The 17,527-nt window shown below is 60.6% G+C and carries 20 protein-coding genes; 5 read left to right on the plus strand and 15 right to left on the minus strand.

The window, feature by feature from the left end; translation table 11 throughout:
- Window position 1 precedes the first annotated feature (1 nt).
- Entirely contained in the window at window positions 2–685 is a 684-nt protein-coding gene (locus MHX61_RS03785; protein ID WP_239192805.1) for a transglycosylase, read from the plus strand.
- Between the two features lie 66 nt (window positions 686–751).
- Here the strand turns inward: MHX61_RS03785 and MHX61_RS03790 are convergent, their stop codons facing one another.
- The 5 genes from MHX61_RS03790 to upp all read right to left on the minus strand — a co-directional run bounded on the left by MHX61_RS03790 (window position 752) and on the right by upp (window position 5,338).
- Entirely contained in the window at window positions 752–1,273 is a 522-nt protein-coding gene (locus tag MHX61_RS03790) for a hypothetical protein (RefSeq protein WP_239192808.1), read from the minus strand.
- Window positions 1,274–1,498: 225 nt separating this feature from the next.
- Window positions 1,499–2,926: an NAD(P)H-quinone dehydrogenase gene (locus tag MHX61_RS03795; RefSeq protein ID WP_239192811.1), complete on the minus strand. Its 1,428-nt coding sequence runs from the start codon at window positions 2,924–2,926 to the stop codon at window positions 1,499–1,501.
- Between the two features lie 70 nt (window positions 2,927–2,996).
- Window positions 2,997–4,187, minus strand: coding sequence for a M20 family metallopeptidase (locus MHX61_RS03800; RefSeq protein WP_239192814.1), 1,191 nt, complete (start codon window positions 4,185–4,187; stop codon window positions 2,997–2,999).
- A 93-nt stretch (window positions 4,188–4,280) separates the two neighbouring features.
- A complete protein-coding gene (locus MHX61_RS03805) occupies window positions 4,281–4,655 on the minus strand; it encodes a helix-turn-helix domain-containing protein (RefSeq protein WP_005322588.1) in 375 nt (124 codons plus the stop codon).
- Window positions 4,656–4,702: 47 nt separating this feature from the next.
- Window positions 4,703–5,338: a uracil phosphoribosyltransferase gene (upp, locus tag MHX61_RS03810; RefSeq protein ID WP_239192817.1), complete on the minus strand. Its 636-nt coding sequence runs from the start codon at window positions 5,336–5,338 to the stop codon at window positions 4,703–4,705.
- 57 nt (window positions 5,339–5,395) lie between these two features.
- Here upp and MHX61_RS03815 point away from each other — a divergent pair, with 57 nt between their 5' ends.
- From MHX61_RS03815 to MHX61_RS03825, 3 genes are read left to right on the plus strand one after another with little or no spacing between them, the layout of a single operon-like run.
- The gene (locus tag MHX61_RS03815; protein WP_239192821.1) at window positions 5,396–5,674 is read left to right on the plus strand and encodes a chemotaxis protein; all 279 of its coding nucleotides are present in this window, start codon (window positions 5,396–5,398) and stop codon (window positions 5,672–5,674) included.
- Window positions 5,675–6,619, plus strand: coding sequence for a C40 family peptidase (locus MHX61_RS03820; RefSeq protein ID WP_239192824.1), 945 nt, complete (start codon window positions 5,675–5,677; stop codon window positions 6,617–6,619).
- Between the two features lie 51 nt (window positions 6,620–6,670).
- A complete protein-coding gene (locus MHX61_RS03825; RefSeq protein WP_239192827.1) occupies window positions 6,671–7,909 on the plus strand; it encodes a hypothetical protein in 1,239 nt (412 codons plus the stop codon).
- A gap of 101 nt (window positions 7,910–8,010) precedes the next feature.
- Here MHX61_RS03825 and MHX61_RS03830 read toward each other — a convergent pair whose 3' ends face one another.
- Genes MHX61_RS03830 through MHX61_RS03845 form a run of 4 tightly spaced genes read right to left on the minus strand, consistent with a single transcriptional unit; the run spans window position 8,011 to window position 10,849 of the window.
- Window positions 8,011–8,211: a hypothetical protein gene (locus MHX61_RS03830; protein ID WP_239192829.1), complete on the minus strand. Its 201-nt coding sequence runs from the start codon at window positions 8,209–8,211 to the stop codon at window positions 8,011–8,013.
- Between the two features lie 26 nt (window positions 8,212–8,237).
- Window positions 8,238–9,269: an alpha/beta hydrolase gene (locus MHX61_RS03835; RefSeq protein WP_239192831.1), complete on the minus strand. Its 1,032-nt coding sequence runs from the start codon at window positions 9,267–9,269 to the stop codon at window positions 8,238–8,240.
- Window positions 9,270–9,947: a type 1 glutamine amidotransferase domain-containing protein gene (locus tag MHX61_RS03840; protein WP_239192833.1), complete on the minus strand. Its 678-nt coding sequence runs from the start codon at window positions 9,945–9,947 to the stop codon at window positions 9,270–9,272.
- Window positions 9,948–9,958: 11 nt separating this feature from the next.
- On the minus strand, window positions 9,959–10,849 hold the full coding sequence (locus tag MHX61_RS03845) for an adenosine deaminase (RefSeq protein ID WP_370658401.1): 891 nt from the start codon (window positions 10,847–10,849) through the stop codon (window positions 9,959–9,961).
- Window positions 10,850–10,888: 39 nt separating this feature from the next.
- Here MHX61_RS03845 and MHX61_RS03850 point away from each other — a divergent pair, with 39 nt between their 5' ends.
- Window positions 10,889–12,100: a D-alanyl-D-alanine carboxypeptidase family protein gene (locus tag MHX61_RS03850; RefSeq protein ID WP_239192837.1), complete on the plus strand. Its 1,212-nt coding sequence runs from the start codon at window positions 10,889–10,891 to the stop codon at window positions 12,098–12,100.
- Here the strand turns inward: MHX61_RS03850 and MHX61_RS03855 are convergent.
- From MHX61_RS03855 to MHX61_RS03880, 6 genes are all read right to left on the minus strand, one after another.
- Window positions 12,063–12,998 (minus strand): RDD family protein, encoded by a 936-nt coding sequence (locus tag MHX61_RS03855; protein WP_204610102.1) that lies wholly within the window; start codon window positions 12,996–12,998, stop codon window positions 12,063–12,065. The genes MHX61_RS03850 and MHX61_RS03855 overlap by 38 nt on opposite strands.
- A 54-nt stretch (window positions 12,999–13,052) precedes the next feature.
- Window positions 13,053–14,132 (minus strand): YhjD/YihY/BrkB family envelope integrity protein, encoded by a 1,080-nt coding sequence (locus MHX61_RS03860; RefSeq protein WP_204610103.1) that lies wholly within the window; start codon window positions 14,130–14,132, stop codon window positions 13,053–13,055.
- Window positions 14,133–14,235: 103 nt separating this feature from the next.
- Complete coding sequence (gene trpS, locus MHX61_RS03865; RefSeq protein ID WP_204610104.1) at window positions 14,236–15,261, minus strand: tryptophan--tRNA ligase; 1,026 nt, start codon at window positions 15,259–15,261, stop codon at window positions 14,236–14,238.
- Between the two features lie 119 nt (window positions 15,262–15,380).
- Window positions 15,381–15,572, minus strand: a complete 192-nt coding sequence (locus MHX61_RS03870) for a hypothetical protein (protein WP_005322618.1) — start codon at window positions 15,570–15,572, stop codon at window positions 15,381–15,383.
- A gap of 51 nt (window positions 15,573–15,623) precedes the next feature.
- The gene (locus tag MHX61_RS03875) at window positions 15,624–16,607 is read right to left on the minus strand and encodes a trimeric intracellular cation channel family protein (protein WP_239192839.1); all 984 of its coding nucleotides are present in this window, start codon (window positions 16,605–16,607) and stop codon (window positions 15,624–15,626) included.
- Window positions 16,607–17,524, minus strand: a complete 918-nt coding sequence (locus MHX61_RS03880; RefSeq protein WP_239192841.1) for an exodeoxyribonuclease III — start codon at window positions 17,522–17,524, stop codon at window positions 16,607–16,609. The genes MHX61_RS03875 and MHX61_RS03880 overlap by 1 nt, the downstream gene beginning before the upstream one ends.
- Window positions 17,525–17,527 lie beyond the last annotated feature (3 nt).

The raw sequence follows: 17,527 nt of genomic DNA on the forward strand, positions 1-17,527 counted from the left end.
AATGTCCCTGCTGGAGACCTTTAATCTCAACGCCACCAAGACACTTATTGCCGTTAGTATTATCGTCGCATTGCTGTGGAGCATGCCTTATTTCCTGCCCGCCGACCCAACTACGATTAGCGCTAACCCTGCCGGCTGGGGAATTCTCGCCGTATTCATTTGGGGCCTCTACTGCGCCTTCACCGCAACTGAATACCGGGCCCTTCGTGGCCTGGGAATGCAGCCACAACAGTGGCTGATGAGCATGCACGCGACCCTATGGCTAGCCGCGTTCGTATTCGGCGCCATTGCTTGGCTGACCTTTTATGCCGCGCTACGCGCTGGCGTAGACATGTACTCGTCGTGGGTTATCTCTCCTGGCAGTTCCGGTCTCAGGCCTCTCTTCGCTCGAGTCGCGACCTTGGGAAGCTTTATTTGTGGCCACCTGCTGACCGGATATATTGGCGCGCTCATAGGGTCCGTGGTAAGCAGCGCCAATCAAAGCTCCCTACTAGCGCGGATTTTGTTTATCATCGGCATTATTGTGAGCCTTGCTCTCGCCAATGGTCTCCTGATTACCCTTATCGAGGCCTTCGGGGAAATGAGAATCGGCGCACCCTGGCCTGGCCTATTTTTCTTCACGGGATTAAGCATTATCATTTGCTCGGCTGGCATCCACTTCATAGCGCGACGCATCCAGCCTTAGAGCAAAACTCAGCCAGTGCGGGGTTTACTACCCCGCACTTATATCAAACGCGATGCCTAAGAAGATTCATCCTCGATTGAGTAATTCGATGAATTCTGAGTTCAGCCAAAAGTCGTGACTTCCAAGTCTGCCTTGGCTGAACTCAAGTAGCTCTTCCAAGGTGTGCAGGTAAATCTCATGTTCTTCGTGCGTCGGCCAGGTGATTTTATCGGGAGTCGTGAAATCAATTTGTCCGATTGGGTAATCCCCGGCCAGCTGGTCTGCCCAAAGATGCGAAGCGACTGCGTTATACAGGACAAACTCACTCAAGTTTTCGCCGTATCGCATACCAACCCCCACTACTTCATACCCAGCAAAAGCCAACCCGGCCTCGCAATCGGTCTCAACAGCTAAGACAGCATCAATGGCTATTTCATGACGAGCAATAGCAACAACCGTGAATTTGGGTTCTTTCCAGGTTCCTTCGTGAAAGTAACGGTTGTCCGAGGCAGTGAAACTATCAAGACGCGGAGTCAAATATTCTTCGATTTTTGAAAGATCTAACTCTGCAATACCGATGCCCTCGGACGCCTTTGGGTCTCCTGCCATGACCTGACTATAACATTTCACGTTTTCCTACAGAGCGCGATACGACTCCGATACAGGAGCAAATGTCTGTATCTAGCTTGCCGCGGCACATAGCCTTTCACCGAAGCGCAAAGGGCCCATCAGCGCCCACAACAAAGCTCCCCAGCTAAAGAAAGATTCAAAACTCTCATAGCTAGGGAGCTAATTGCCATTCGGAAAAGCTGTTCTCGGGACGAGAAGGAAACTTTACTCCAGGTCGTCGTGAGCCACGAGGCGTCGCGCAGCCTCGGTGATGGTGCCGGACAGGGACGGGTAAACGGCGAAGGAATCAGCCAACTGGTTTACGGTGAGCTGGTTGGTCACGGCCATAGCGATGGGCAGGATGAGCTCGGAGGCGGTCGGCGCGACGATGACGCCGCCGATAACGCGGCCAGAGGTGGCGCGGCAGAAGAGCTTGACAAAGCCGTGCTGTAGCGAGCGCATCTTGGCGCGCGGGTTAGTCTTGAGCGGCATGGTGATGGTGCGGGCGGCTACCTCGCCTGCCTCGATTTCTGCCTGGGTAAAGCCTACGGCTGCGATCTCTGGGCGGGTGAACACGGCGTTGGCCACGGTCTTCAGGCGCAGCGGAGAAACGCCCTCACCCAAGGCGTGGTACATGGCCACGCGGCCCTGCATTGCAGCGACGGAAGCCAGCGGGAAGAGGTCAGAGCAGTCACCAGCGGCATAGATGCCGGCGATATTGGTGCGGGAGACGCGGTCGACCTGAATGTGGCCAGACTTGGCGGTTTCCACGCCAACGTTTTCCAGCTTCAGGTCTTGGGTATTCGGGATGGAGCCAATGGACATGATGACGTGAGAGCCGGTGATTTCACGGCCATCCTGCGTAGTAACCAAGACGTTGCCGTCCTCGGTGCGGTTGACGGTTTCCACACGGCAGTTCTTTTCTAGTTCCACGCCGCGCTCGCTCAGCACGGTCTCGAGGACGTCGGCCGCATCGGCGTCGTCATGCGGCAAAATGCGGTCACGGGAGGCAACCATGGTGACCTTCACGCCCAACTCAGCGAAGGCGGAGACAAACTCGGCGCCGGTCACGCCAGAGCCGACGACGATGAGGTGCTCCGGCAGCTCGGTGAGGTTGTAGACCTGCTGCCAGGTAAGGATGCGCTCGCCATCCGGCTGAGCGCCGGGGAGAATACGAGGGGTGGCGCCGGTGGCTACCAAGACGAGATCTGCGTTAATGGTTTCCTCGTGGCCGTCCTCGTTGAATACGGCGGTGACCTTGTGGCCGCCGAAGGCATCGGCTTCCTGGTCCTCTGGGAAATAGCCGCGGCCATCGATAACGCGTGCGCCCAGGGATTCCACGGTGGCGCGGATATCGGAGGACTGCTTGCTTGCCAGATCCTGCACGCGCTTATTCAGTGCGGTCAAGGAAAGATGGGCCTGGCCAATGCCCTGGTTAAGTTCCATATCCTCGGCACGGCGCAGGTCGGTTTTAATATTGGCACCAGCGATGAAGGACTTGGAAGGAACACAGTCCAAGATAACGCTGTTGCCGCCCATGCCCTGGTCTTCAATAATGGTGATTTCTGCACCATATTTAGCACCTGCCAACGCTGCCTCATAGCCGGCTGGGCCGCCGCCGATGATGACGATTCGCTTGGTCTGGTTCAACACGCACATGCTCCTTTATCGGCTCCACTTTAAAAGTCGCCTACGAGTTTAACGTGTAGAACCTTTCAGCGCGTTAGTCTGTCTCCGCATTCTCCCCTATGAACTGCTCAACCACGGCGCCGAAGAGCTTGATGCCCACGCCAATAGCCCGCTCGTCCACAATGAGATCACCCATATGCAGGTCATGCTGCTCGCCCTCGCCGGACCAGCAGCCAAGCCGCGCCATGGAACCGGGGACCTTTTCTAGGTACCAGGAAAAGTCCTCGCCGCCGGAGGACTGCGGGGCTTGCACTACGGCCTGCGGGTCGATGGATTGGGCGGCGGAGGCAAGCAGGGCGGTGGCGACGTCGTCGTTAAGCACCGGCGGAACACCCCGGTTGTAGGTCAGCTCATGCTCAACGCCTACCGGCGCGAGGATTTGCTCCACCAGCTCGGTAAAGAGGCTTTGCATATCGCGCCAGATGCCAATATCGGCCGTGCGCATGGTGCCGGTCAGGCTGCCGGTCTCCGGAATGGCATTGGGCGCATAGCCAGAATTGACCTGGCCAAAGACCAAAACGGTGCCGGTACGCGGGTCAACGCGGCGCGAGAGCAGCGCGGGCAGTTCGGTAATGACCTTTCCTAGGGCATACACAACGTCGGCCGACAGGTGCGGCCGGGAGGTATGCCCGCCTGGGCCCTTGATATTGAGCTCCACCACGTCGGTAGCAGAAGTGATAGCCCCGGCGCGGATACCGATGCGCCCCACGCGCAGCTTGGGCTCGGCGTGGATGGCAAAAATGGAATGCACACCTTCCAGCGCGCCCCATTCGATAACGTCGGTTGCGCCGCCGACCCATACTTCCTCGGCCGGTTGGAAGATGACTCGAATACCCAGCGGCAGGTCGTGGACGCGCTGAAAATCCGCCAATGCGCAGGCCAGGCCCAGCGCCACGGTCGTATGCACATCGTGGCCGCAAGCATGCATCTTGCCGGGAACCTCGGAGGTATATTCCAGGCCGGTGACCTCGGTGACTGGCAGGGCATCGATATCGGCGCGGAAGGCCAGCCGGCCTAGCTCCGTATCGGGGCCGATGTCGACCATGAGACCGGTCTGTGGGAAGCGCTGTGGCTCCAGACCATAGTCCTGCAAGACGGTGGCTAGGAAGTTGGTGGTTTCCACCTCTTGGTTCGCGGTTTCCGGGTGGCGGTGGATATGGCGCCGCCACGCGATGACCTCCGCACGGTGGGCATTGAACCACTCGTTGATGAATTCCGAGATCATCCGCGTGCCTTCCCTGTCGTTGAAATACGTCTGGGTGCAAAGTCTACAACTAGACCATGCGGTTCAGTAACTCAGGTGGTGATGCGGGGTGCTCTAGCTCAAGGCGCCATTCCACGTGGCGGCAAACCGACGCCGGTCCACATAGCCTTGTGGGAAGGGCGCGACGTCCTCGGCGGCGGCCACCGCAGAATCGGTCAAATGCCCTTCCACCACGTCCCCGCCGGCCGGCAGCAGCACCGCCGGCGGGATTTCTAGGGCCAAAGCCAGCTTGTATACCGTAGATAGCTGCGGATCGGCCATGGCGTGCACGCCATTCTCGTTGCGCTCCAGATTGGAAATTTGGCTGCGCGAGACCCCAGAAATCTCCGCCAGCGCCTGCTGCGAAATCCCCCGACGCTTTCGCACCCGCCGCAATTGTTGCGAAAATCCGTGGCCGTAGCTCGACCACATTAGATGAATGAAACTCATATTCTCCCCCTGGAAAGTGCGGTCGCCTTTCCAGGGAGAAGATTACCTTAAAGGTCGATATTGCGCGGACCGTAGAGGCGGTCGCCGGCATCGCCCAAGCCCGGAACGATATAAGCATCCTCGTTGAGCGAAGGATCGATAGCGGCGGTTACTAGGCGCACCGGCAGATCGGATTCAGCCAGCGCATCCACACCCGGCTGCGCCGAGACCATGCAGATGGCGGTGATATCGGTAGCGCCTCGATCAGCAAGCAGGCGCAATGCGTGCAGCAGGGACCCACCGGTGGCCAGCATTGGATCCACCACGAACACCGTGCGGCCGGTCAGATCTTCCGGAAGAGCTTCCAGATACGGCACCGGCTCGTGCGTCTCTTCGTTGCGGGCCATGCCAATGAAGCCGACCTGTGCATCCGGAATCATGGACAGGGCCGGGTCCACCATGCCCAGCCCGGCGCGGATGATCGGCACGATGATAGGCGGGTCCTGCAGGCGAGTGCCCTGTGCGGTAGAAACCGGGGTAGCGCAGTCGAAGTTCTCCACGGCAAGACCGCGGGATGCTTCATAGACAAGCATGGCGCCCAAGTCTTTCAGGGCGGCGCGGAAAGCGGAGTTATCGCTGCGCGCATCGCGCATGAGGGTAAGGCGGGAGGCGGCAAGCGGGTGGTCTACTACGTGGATGTCCATGACCACCACTTTAAACTTTTTGGGAACCAAATGGGCCATCGGGCAGTCCAATAGGGCATGAGACCTTTCACGATCGATACTGACTATGCCCGCCACCTCGCCCGCGACCTGCACGCCCAGTCCGAAGGGGAGAATCCGCCCCACCCCGTTTTGCCTGAAGATTCCGCATTCACCGCTTTCAATGAGGCGGTGCATGCCGCGCTCGATAATGTGGGCGCGCGCATGAGCGTGCTGCGCAACGATATGGGGCAGGTTGCCCACTCCGGTTTTCAGATGTCGCGCGAGGCAGAAGACACCGATGCCTCGCTAGGCCAACACCTTGGGGCGGCGATGTAGATGCTCGATGCCGCGCTTAAGCAGATTGCCACCATGCAACCGGCGCAGCTTCCGGAGGTTGAGCTTCCCCGCGTGCCGGATCTTTCCGCCGCCGAGCCTTTGGCCGCTATCGCCCATGGCAATCCCGCTCCCCTACTCGAGTCGGCGAAGAATATCGATCTCGATAATGCAACCATCTCTGCCGCGCTCGGCCAGGCCCGCACCTTGGTAGCGGGCACCATCCGGGATCTGGTGGGCATCGCCACGCAGCTGGTGCGACAGGCCCTGCCCACCGCGCTGGGTTTCCTATCGCTGGATCCATCGGCGCGTGCCGCCGCTCTGGCTCAGCTTCGCGCGCTTATCTCCCAGCACTTGGGCATGGCCACTGCCCGCGTGCAGCGTCTGATGGGCGATCTCAGCGCGGCTGCTCAGTCCTTGCAGCCGGTAGCGCAGCGGCCGGTGCACTCCGCGCTTGCCGACGCCCCCGCAAGCCCCACCAGCACCCAGCAAACCACCGCTCTTCCAGAACAATCTGCGGCGGGCGCTGGTGCCGGCGCCGACGCCACCACACACGAGGTATCTTCTCCCCCGCCCGCACCAGAGCCTTCTGCCGAGGGTGGTTCGGCCGCCGGGCAGGCCGCGGTCGCCGCAGCGAAGAGCCAAGTGGGCCAGCCCTACGTATGGGGCGGCACCGGAAACGGCGGCTTTGATTGCTCGGGCCTTACCCAATGGGCGTATTCGCAGGCCGGGGTGGGCTTGCCGCGCACGGCGGACCAGCAGGCCATTGGTCAGCAGGTCAGCGCGGATCAATTGCAGCCCGGTGACCTGGTGGTATGGGATGGACACGTGGCAATGTATTCCGGCAATGGCGAAATCGTGGAGGCCGGCGACCCAGTGCAAACCAACCCGCTGCGCACCACAAATATGGGCATGCAATTCAAAGGCTTTTGGCGTCCCACGGCTTAAGGCCGGTGCGCTCTCGCGCGCTGCTTAGGGCGTTGGGTAGACTAAAACGCCATGAGCACCCGCGCAATTGTACCTGTAAAGCTCTCGCTGACCGAGGGCGATTTTTATACCCTCTGGGCACCCAAGTGGCGCCAACATGGCTCCGAGTGGCAGGCCTTTTTGGGCGATGACGAGGCCGTCCTAGCCTTCAACTCGCCCGCCGAGCTGCTGTGCTTTGTGGAGTCTGGCACCAAGCACGATTTGCTGGACCACCCGCAGTGGGACCAGTTTGCCGGCCGCGATGCGGACCGCGTTACCCCGGCCGAGCGCGATGAGTATGACCTCATCGGCATGCCGGAGGCGCTGGCTGGTCGCCCGAGCCACCGGAACGTATCCACGGTGGCCCGCAACCTGGAGATAGCCTCCGCGCTTGCCGACGTCGCCGGTGCAGAGCACACCACCATCTTCTTCGCCTCCCACTCCATCCTGCGCAATGTCTCCCGTGGCGCCGACCACTACTCCGGCGAACAGGGCATGAGCGAGTGGTCCGGCGTCGGCCACGTCATCGCCGATAACTGGAAGAAGGTCATCGAGGACCTGGATAAGCACGTTCGCGTGGTCTCCAGCGATGACTTTGATGCGGCCAAGGTCTCCGATGCCAAGGAGCGCATCTCTTCTGCTGCTGCCGCCTCCGCTGCAGCAGCCAAGGAAGCCGAAAAGAAGCGCAAGGCCGCCGCCGAGGCCGCTGACCCGTACGATAACTCCCCGTGGGCTGCCGCGGGCATCGATCCCATCAAGATCACCGCGCAGTCCAAGTCCGTCTACACCCTGCGCACCTACCTGGACGGCAAACCCATCTTCTTGGGCAAGTGGGGCGAGATCTTCACCTTCGATTCCCCGAAGACCCTGGTGCGCTGGATCATGGACAACGATGACCACGACTTGGCACGCGTATCCACCTGGGAAGAGGTTGTAGCCGCCGCTAATGCCGGCGAGCTAGAAGTTCAGGTCCACCCGGATAACCAGTACTCCTTCAATGGCATCGTGCGCGATATCGAAAAGGGCCCGGAGGCCGTCGATTCCGATCAGATGGCGCGCTGCTATGAGGTATGCGCCGATGCCGCCGACTGGGCAGGCGACGATTCCATTAACTCCTATATGCTGGCTCACCCCCGCCTGCAGGACTACTTGGGCTACATGCTCGGCTCCACCGAGCACGCCGGCTACGTACCGTCCAAGCCATATAACGAGCACGCCGAGTCCTGGAAGGGCTTGGAGGATATGCTCATCAAGCGCTTCTCCAAGTTCTAAACCCGCACGGTTCGCGCGGCCCCGGCCGCGCGTGGCATCCGCCGCCCTAGCCTCTGCCCCCACTGCACAGCAGCTGGACGGAGACGGGGCGGCTTTTGCGTTTAATCGCCCGCTGCTTCTTCCTCTTGGCGTCGGGTCCGGTCGCGCATGTATTTATCGAAAATCAGCCACACAACAAAGGCACTGAGTCCAACAATGGAGCGGCCTAGGGTTCCTATCCCAAAGACTCCGCCCAGAATCAGACCGAGAACAATCAGGCTGGCGAAAGTTACGACCCACGACACGTGCGTGTTGTATTTCATCGCTCGTCCTCCCTTAGTACGTGACTTTAGAGGTGGCGGCGAAGGTGGTCAATGAGGGCGTCGATAAGCTCGCGCGATTGTGGCGCCTTGGGTTTAATCTGGTCGAAGCCGTGGTAGGCGCCGGCCCACACGTCGAGGGTGGTGTCCACGCCGGCTGCGTCGAGGGCTTGGGCAAAAGCCACGGATTCATCGCAGAAGAGGTCGATGCCGCCTACCCCGATCCACGTTGGCGGCAAGCCGGAAAGATCACTGCGCGTGGCCGGCGAAGCATAGGGCGGCAGGTCAACATCCAGATGGTCATCTCCCAGGTACATCGACCACGCGCCGCGGTTCGGGCCCGCCGTCCAGATGAATTGGCCCACCGCACCGGACTTGTCCGTGGTGCGGTGATCCAGCATGGGATAGACCAAGCCGAGCGCGCGGACCGGATGGCCCTCATCAAAGGCACGCTGCACCAAGCCCGCGGCAAGGCCGCCGCCGGCGCTATCGCCGGCGACGGCGATGCGCGAGGTATCCCCGCCCAACTTATCTCCGTGTTCTTGCACCCAGCGCAGCGCGGCGTAGCACTCATCATGGTCCGCGGGGAACGGCTCCTGGGTGGATTTGTGGTAGCGCGGGGCCACCACGATGGCGCCGAGCTCGGCCGCCATGCGAGCATTTTGCGGGTCATACATGGCCGGGCCACCGATAAGATGGCCGCCGCCGTGCGTCCACACCACCACGGGGCGCGGCCCAGCATCGGCTACGCCCTGGGCATCGTCGCGTGGGGTAAGCACGCGGGCGCTGAAAGCGTGGCCATCGAAGGAGGCAGAAAACTCCGTAATGTCCACCGCATGCCGGATTGGTCGAGAAAAGTCGATGGTGGCGAAGAAGCGGCTGGCGCGGGCAAAGGTGGCGTCGGCAAGCAGATGCATTGGCAGGTACAGAACCGGGCTGCGCAGGCCCGGTGCCACCTCCCGCAGGTACGGCCGGCGGCTGAGCGCATACGCCGCCATGCCCGCTACCCCGACCACAACAGTCAGGGCAGCCCCGGTCTTGAGAACTCGCGGTATGTGCATTTAGAAGTCGCGCAGAATGCGCTGTGCCAGCGGCTCAGAAGAGGCGGGGTTCTGGCCGGTGTACAGGTTGCGGTCCACGATGACATTCGGGGACATGGCGTCGGTTTCTTGATAGTCCGCGCCGAGCTCGCGCAGGCGAGTCTCCAGCGCCCACTTAGCGGCGGCAACCATCTCCTCGCCTTCCTCGGCATTGCTAAAGGCAGTCATCTTGTAGCCCTTGAACGGCCAATTCTCGTTATCCAAGGCCAATAGCGCGGCCGGGGCGTGGCAAACGAGGCCGAGCGCGCGGCCGGAATCCATACGCGCCTGAATAAGCTTTGCAGAATCCTGATCGTAGGCAAGATCCTCCATCGGACCGTGGCCTCCTGGGTAAAAGATGAGGTCATAATCCGCTTCATCGACCTCAGCCAAGTTCATCGGGTTCTCTAGTGCCACGCCCAACTCTGCCAAGTAATTTTCCTGCGCCATGCGCACGTTATCGGGCAGTACCTCAAGGCTGTACTCATCTACCACGGGGGCCTTCGCACCCGGAGTAGCAAAGTGGATGTCCCAGCCTGCGCCCTGGAAGACGCGGTGCGGTGCAATAAGCTCCTCGGCCCAATAGCCGGTAGGGCGCTTAGTGCCATCGGCCAGTGTCCATTCCTCAGCAGCGGTAACAACAAAAAGTACGGAAGGCATGTAATTCTCCTTTAGTCAGTAGTTTCTTCAGCGGTGTCTGCCAATGACTCTTCAGTGTCTGGGCCTGCCAGCTCGGGGTCTGATAGTTCCTCGTATGCTGGCAGGATAACCGTTTCTAGCAGATGCTGCCGTAATTCCTGGTCAGCGAAGGAATTCTCCACTGCTTTGACGGTGAGATCGAAAAATTCCTCCAGCCCATAGCCAAAGGTCTCACTCAGCGCGAGGAACTGCTTGGTCAAGGTGGTCTCGCCCGAAGAAATGGCACAGGTAAAGCCCAGCTGCTGCAGCAGCGGCAGCGGATGGTCATTGAGATCTTCGGACTCCTCCAGCGGAGTAAAGACAAGTGGGATGTGGCGATCGCGGATGTATCCAGATGCCTTGCCCGGCAGGATGCCATCAATATTCGCAGTGAAATCATCGATCATATTGATTGGGTGGATGAGGCGATTCACCCCAGCCCGGGCGGCACGCTCTACCTCTGCGAAGTCCTCTCCCACCAGGATCTGGGTGGGCAGGAAATCCGCGCGGAAATCTGCGGCTGCGCTCGCTTGGTCCTGCGGCAGGCTATAGCCCACCACGGGGGCCTCATCAGGCATTGCTCCCTCTGGGGCCGAGCCTGCCAGGACGATGCGGGAATCAATGTTAGGGACGCCGGCAGCGACGGCGGCTTCGGCAACCACGGCGGCGTCGAGGCCAAGCTCTGCGGGGTCTAGGTGCACTTCTGCGTAGACCACGCCGTCGGCAGCCAAAGCTTCATAACGCTCGCGGAGAGCGGCGGTGAGCTCTTCCGGCGTGGTGGCCGAGGAGGTGATGGTTTCAAAAAGGGAGACCTTAGGCAGGTGCGCCACCACGTCGGCGGCGGAGTCCTTGTTTTCGGGGCTAATCAATGGCGCGTCATGCATGCGTCCCATCGTAAGCACGGGCCTAAGATGTGTCATGTCATGAAAAGAATTCTCGCTTGTTCTCTCGCCGCCGTGCTGGCGAGCGGCCCGCCGCTAGCACTGGCGGAAACGCCGACCGCTCCAACCACCACGCGTACCGCCGCGCCGGATACCGATAAATGCCCGCACTCCGAACGCCCGGAAAAGGCGACCACCACCTCGGAGCGCCTCGCTCCTGGGCAGGCCTCCCCCACCCCGTTGCCTCCGGTGGACAGCGATGAGCCCTGCGGCACCACCCTGCCTGAAGGATTCAAAGTGGATAAGGATGTGGTGGCCGCAGCCTGGATGGTCTCCGATATCGACACCGGCGAGATCGTCGCGATGAAGGACCCTAACGGCCGGTACCGGCCGGCCTCCATCATTAAGGCGCTGCTAGCGCTCGTGGTCATCGACGAGTTGGACCTGCACCAGAAGGTCGAGGTGGGCGAAGAATCGGCGCAAATCGATGGTTCCGCGGTGGGCATCGGCCCAGGCGGCACGTACACGGTGGAGCAGCTTTTGCAGGGCTTGCTCATGGCTTCGGGCAACGACGCTGCGCATGCGCTGGCGCAGGAATTGGGCGGCGACGAGGCCACTTTGCGCAAGGTTAACGAGAAGGCGGCTGAAATCGGTACGAATTCCACGTACGCGGCCAGCTACTCCGGGCTCGACGCCCCGGGGATGTCTACCTCGGCCGAGGATATTTCCCGCATTTACCGCGCGGCCTTCCATAACCCGACGTTCGCGCGCATTGTGGATACGGACTCCGTAGATTTTCCGGGCTGGGGAGATTATGAAGGCTACCAACTAGGAAACGATAACGGGCTTTTCCTCAACGATCCGGACGGTATTGGTGGCAAGACGGGTTTTACCGATGATGCGCACCATACCTTCGTCGGTGCGCTCGACCGCCATGGCCGGCGGCTGCAAGCGGTGCTGCTCGATACCACCGTGGAGCACGGCCCGCGCGCGTGGGAGCAGGCTCAGAAACTGCTGCACGAGGCCTATAAGGTGCATCCCGGTGATGGTGTAGGGCAGTTGCTTGCCGACGCCGACGCCCATTCCCACGCCGACTCCCCTGCCTCCCCTGCTGCCACCCCGGCCCCCGATGCCCAGGCACAATCGGCCAACTCCTCCTTGGCCGGGGTGCAGGGGTGGCTCGGCTGGGTTATCGCCGGCGCCGTAGTGTTGCTGGCTATTTGCGTGGGTGCCTTTTCACTACTTCGGCGTTAGCCCACTCATCGTGGGAGCCGCGCCGGTTATTCTTCTCCGAAATGGTGAAGGTGTGCACACCGGCGCCCACCCAGCTGGCAAAAGTACCGGGGCCCGGCACGACATTAACGAGGCGCCACCACTGGCGCTTTGCGGACTGGGTGAGGCTAAGCCGCTCTTTGGTATCGACATCGCGCACCGTATAGCCCATCAGCAGCTTGGCCGGGCTGGCACCAAGCCAACACTCGGTGCCCAAAACGTAGAGCAGCAAGATGATGACGCCACCGATAAACGTCGAGAGCTCATCCACGCCACCAGAAAGCAGCGCGCCGCCGAAGCTACCGCTGATGAGTGAGAAAAAGAATAGGTCCAAAATGGCCATTCCGATGCGCGCATCTTGACCAGCGCGCTGACTAATTTCAGCCACTGATTGTTGTACCAACGGCGCGGGGACAGCCGCGTTCACCGCCGCTGCTGGTGGGAACGGATTGGACTGAGGGGCGAAGGGATTGCGCGAATACGGTGACCCATAGGGGCTAGCGGTCTGCGCAAATTGTGGCTCCTGCTTAACTTGGGGCCCTGGCCCCGCGGCCTGACCGAACTGGGAAAACTGAACCTGCTGCTGCGGTTGCTGCGGCCGCGGGTTCCACTGGCCTACTGCACCCAACTGCCCTAAATCACCCCAGGTGGGGCGCAACCCTGCCTCACACGCCTTATCGTATTCCGCCCTCTTCGCGGCAGAACCCACAACGCTGGCGGCGATGCGCAATTGCGCGCGCCGCGGCTCCTCGGCGTCTTGGCCTTGCTGCTGGAGCTGCAGATCCTTGGACTCCAACAAGACTAAAAGCTCGTGTGCGCCGTCGCGGCGGTCTAGTCCCCACTCCTCATAAAGATTCGGTGCGATGTCATTGGCGTTCATAATGTCTATTTTAAAGCCCAATGGCAGGGGCGTCCTCACCCCTAAGGGGGAGATTTACTTTCGCCGCAACAGGCTCCACGCGCCCACGGCCGCAGCGCCCAATGCGGCACCGACGCCGAAGGTCGCACCAGCAGGCGCGCCCTCCTTGATCTCATTGCGCACGCGGATAACGGCTGGTTCTGGGACTGGCGGGTGGGTGTACTTCAGGGATTCCTTAGTGGTGGCGGTCCACGCGGAGATATACAGCACCACGCGCCAAATTAGGTACATGACCACCATGAGCACGATGACCGGACCAAAGACCGCGCCGGCCGGGCTGCCGGTAGCAGAAGACATAATGATTGTAGACAGCTGCTTGAGCACCTCAAAGGCTACAGCGCCGATGGCCGCGCCGATAAGGCCAGACTTCTTCGGCACCTTGGTGCGCGGCAGGATCATAATCAGCCACCACATAACGATGAAGTTCGCCACGAGGCCCACAGCCAAGCCGACAAAGAAAATCACCAAGTCCATGCCCGAGAAGGACTCGATTCCTACGCGCTCAAAAATCTTTTGGGTGAGGCCGGAGGAACCGGCGGCGGTCACGCCAAAGGCGATGAGGAACGCCACGATAAGGCCAATGAGGCCCACCAGGTCAGACAACTTCTTCTTCAAGAAGGAACCGCCCTCGTTGGCATCGATACCCCACATCGCCGAGATACCGATGCGCAGGTTATTCATCCATCCCAGGCCGGACCACAGGGTGGTCAAACCACCGATACCGAACATGGCGCCGCGTTGGTCAATGGCGGTATCGAGGATTTTGTTAACCGTATCGCCCATATCGCCATCGATAGAACTGGTGATATGGGATTGCAGATCATTGAGCAGGTCCTCGCGGTTAGCCAAGACGGCGGCGACGGTGGCCACGATCAGCATGGCAAGCGGGAAGATGGAGAGCACCGAATAATAGGTGATGCCGGCGGCAAACTGGTTGCCGCCTTCGGCACCGTAGCGCTCGTTCATGCGCATGAGGTGATCAACGAACCTGGACTTGGAGCGAATCTTATCTACCGCACCGGGATCGTCGGCATTGGCGCGTTCGATGCCGTAGTGGTCCGTCTTCTTCGAGGAGGATTGCGTGGTGGTTGGCACGTGCTTCCCTTCTTGCTCACAAAATTTTTATCCCACCTAGAGTAACTGGCAAATGCCCTGTTGTCCCTTTGTGGGGTGGAGCACGGGGGAAGCAGCCCCCATGCTACTTGCGCAGGCGAGGAAGGAAGCCGACTTTCTTATAGACGTCGTCGACAAGCGGCTGGGCAATCTCCTGCGCCGTCTCCGCACCCTGAGCCAGGATGCGCTCGAGCTCGCCGCGGTCCGCCATCAGCTCATCAAAGCGCGCCTTGAGCGGAGTGGTAAATTCCTGCAGCGCATCTGCGGTATCGACCTTGAGGTGGCCATAGCCTTGGTCGGCGTACTTCTCCACTAGGGAATCGATAGATTCACCGGTCAGCGCGGACTGGATGACCAATAGGTTGGACACGCCCGGCTGATTTTCGCGGTCAAAGGCCACCGAGCCCAAGTCATCCGTCACGGCGGATTTAATGCGCTTGGCTGAGGTCTTCGGTGCGTCCAAGAGATTGACCAAACCCTTGGGGTTGGCGCCAGACTTGGACATCTTGGAGGTCGGCTCCTGCAGGTCATAAATCTTGGCCGCACCCTCCGGGATGAACGGCTCCGGTACCTTGAAGGTCTCGCCGTACTTATTGTTGAAGCGCTCGGCCAAGTTGCGGGTCAGCTCCAGGTGCTGGCGCTGGTCCTCACCCACCGGCACATAATCCGGCGAGTACAGCAAAATATCTGCGGCCATGAGGATCGGGTAGGTAAATAGGCCCACGGAGGTGCGATCCGAGCCCTGCTTGGCGGACTTATCCTTGAACTGGGTCATACGGGAGGCCTCGCCAAAGCCGGTGAGGCACTGCAAAACCCAGGTCAGCTCCGCGTGGGCGGGCACGTGCGACTGCACGAAGAGCGTGGATTTTTCCGGATCAATGCCCAGGGCGATGAGCTGTGCGGCACCTGCGATGGTGCGGTTGCGCAGCTCCTCCGGGTTTTGCTCTACGGTTATCGCGTGCAGGTCAGGGATGAAGTAGAAGGCATCATAGCCGTCCTGCAGGTCAATCCACTGCTTGAGCGCTCCCAGGTAATTACCCAGGTGATAGGAATCAGCGGTGGGTTGGATACCGGACAGGACGCGGGAAACGGTGGAATTGTCTGCAGTCATGGTGCTTTATCCTACCCCCTAGCTACAGCGCGCGGTTCACATCCTTCCCCCAGCATTTCCCCTACCGGATCGAAAAATTCCCCCTGCCCGAGGGACAGAGGGAATGCGGCGCAAGGATTTTAGAGCTTGCGGGAGGTGGGGCTAACCACGTCCATCAGGATGGCCCAACCGGATACCATCAGCGCGCCGCCCACGCCCATGAGCACGATAGGGCCGAGGAAAGCGAAGGACGGACCAACAACGGTCCACCACCAGATGCTCAGGCCGAGGATTACAGCGCCGAGGACGAAGGAAATAATTGCGCGAGCCATGAACTTTCTCCGTTGCAGATTACTGATTTTTTTGACCTACCCATAGTAGCACTACTGCTTGTGCTTGGGGGCTTTACGCTTGCCGACGTCCCCCTTATTAAAGCTCCACTGCTGCTCCACGTCTACTCCCCTCGCTCCTGGCGAGTGCCGGCCACTCGGCCGGGTAATCGACTGCCGCTTCGGGCGACGCGCGATGCGATTGCTCGAAATATCGCTGTAGTCGGTGCCCTCCGCCGCGTTAGAAAACTCTCGTGACTTGTTCTTAAACGTGCGCCCCAGTGGACGGCTCAGCGGCCGGGTCAGCGGGCGCGTGATGGGGCTGGCATAGCGCGTGGCCGCGCCCGCCTTGCGCTTGGCCTTGCGGGCGCCATCGCGCACGATGCGCGCGGACAAACGCAGGCGCGGATCCATCTGCTGCTCGGCATCGCGATACTCAAAGACGGGCAATCCCTTCTTGAAGTAGATCGCGGCCAAGCGGGCGATAAAGCACACGGAGGCGGTAATGATAGCGGCCGGTTCTTCGGCCAGACCGCCGTGGTAGAGCGCCATAAAAAGCGCCGCGGCCAGCAGCGAGATGGCGGCATAATACTCGCCGGAAAACACCAGCGGGATACGATCCGAAAGCAGGTCACGCAGCACGCCGCCAAAGACGCCGGAAATCACCGCAGAGACCGAGACAATAATGAACCCGTGCCCCAAGTGGACCGCGATTTGGGTGCCGAGCACCGAAAAGACCGCGAGGCCCAGCGCATCCAAGATGAGGAAGAGGTGGCGGAAGTAGTGCATGAGGAAGGACATGCCCACCGTCACCACGGCCGCCACGATGACGATTACCAAGTAGATGGGGTGTTCTACCCAGGTAAATGGAGGGTCATCGAGGATCATATCGCGCACCGTACCGCCGCCTAGCGCAGTCATGGAAGCAATCATGGTGACGCCGAAAAGATCGAGCTTTTGACGGCCGGCGGACAAGGCGGCGGTCATGGACTCGGCCGTAATGCCGACTACGTAAAGGACGCTAAATAGTGGCGTCATCAGCTGTACTCCACCAATAGTGGGGAATGGTCGGACCAGCGCTGCTCCACGGTAGGAGCCTTATCCACCCAGGTGCGCTGCGCGCGCTCCAGCATAGGACGGGTAGCCGCCTGATAATCGATGCGCCACCCGGCGTTGTTATTAAAGGCCTGGCCGCGGTAGGTCCACCAGGTATACGGACCGTCTTCATCCGGATGGAGGCGGCGGGCTACGTCAAACCACTGCGGCTTTGTGGTTGGGGCCCACGGCTCGCCGCCGGCGTACTTCACCACTCCCTGCCACTGCCCCAGGTTCTTCTTTTCCTGCGGCTCAGCATCCGGGAACGCACCAAAGACGTGGTCCATAAAGGCGCGTTCTTCCGGCAGGTGGCCAGCCTTCTTTTCATTCGCCTTATTATTCTTCAGGTCCTGGGCGCGGTGGCAGATATTCCAATCGCCGCCGATCACCATGTCGGCCGGGCTGCCATCGGAGTTCGTCCGCGCGGCGTTCTCCGCTAGCACCTCTTGGAACTCGTCCAAGAAGCGGTACTTTTCATCCAGCTTCGGCGAACCGGTATCGCCAGAGGGCAGGTACAGAGAGGCGACGCGAATATCGCGGGTGGTGGCGGCAATCCAGCGGCCGGCGTCGGTAAAGGAGCCGAAGCCCACTTCGACGTCGGCAAGCGGAGTGCGAGACAGGATACCCACGCCGGCGCGGCCCTTTGCGGCGGCGTCGGCAAGAGCCAAATGCCAGCCCGCCTCTAGGGCTGGTGCCAAGGCCTTTTCGGCCTGCTCCGGGGTTGCGCGCACCTCCTGCATGAGCACGATTTCGGCCGGAGTCTCCTCTAGCCAAGCATTCATTCCAGGGTTATTTTCATTGCGCTGCTTGCACGCAGCGCGGATTCCATTGACGTTTACGCTCGCGATGGTAAGGGTCATGCC

The sequence above is a fragment of the Corynebacterium sp. ACRPF genome, assembly GCF_022347395.1.
In the GTDB taxonomy this organism is placed as follows: domain Bacteria; phylum Actinomycetota; class Actinomycetes; order Mycobacteriales; family Mycobacteriaceae; genus Corynebacterium; species Corynebacterium tuberculostearicum_D.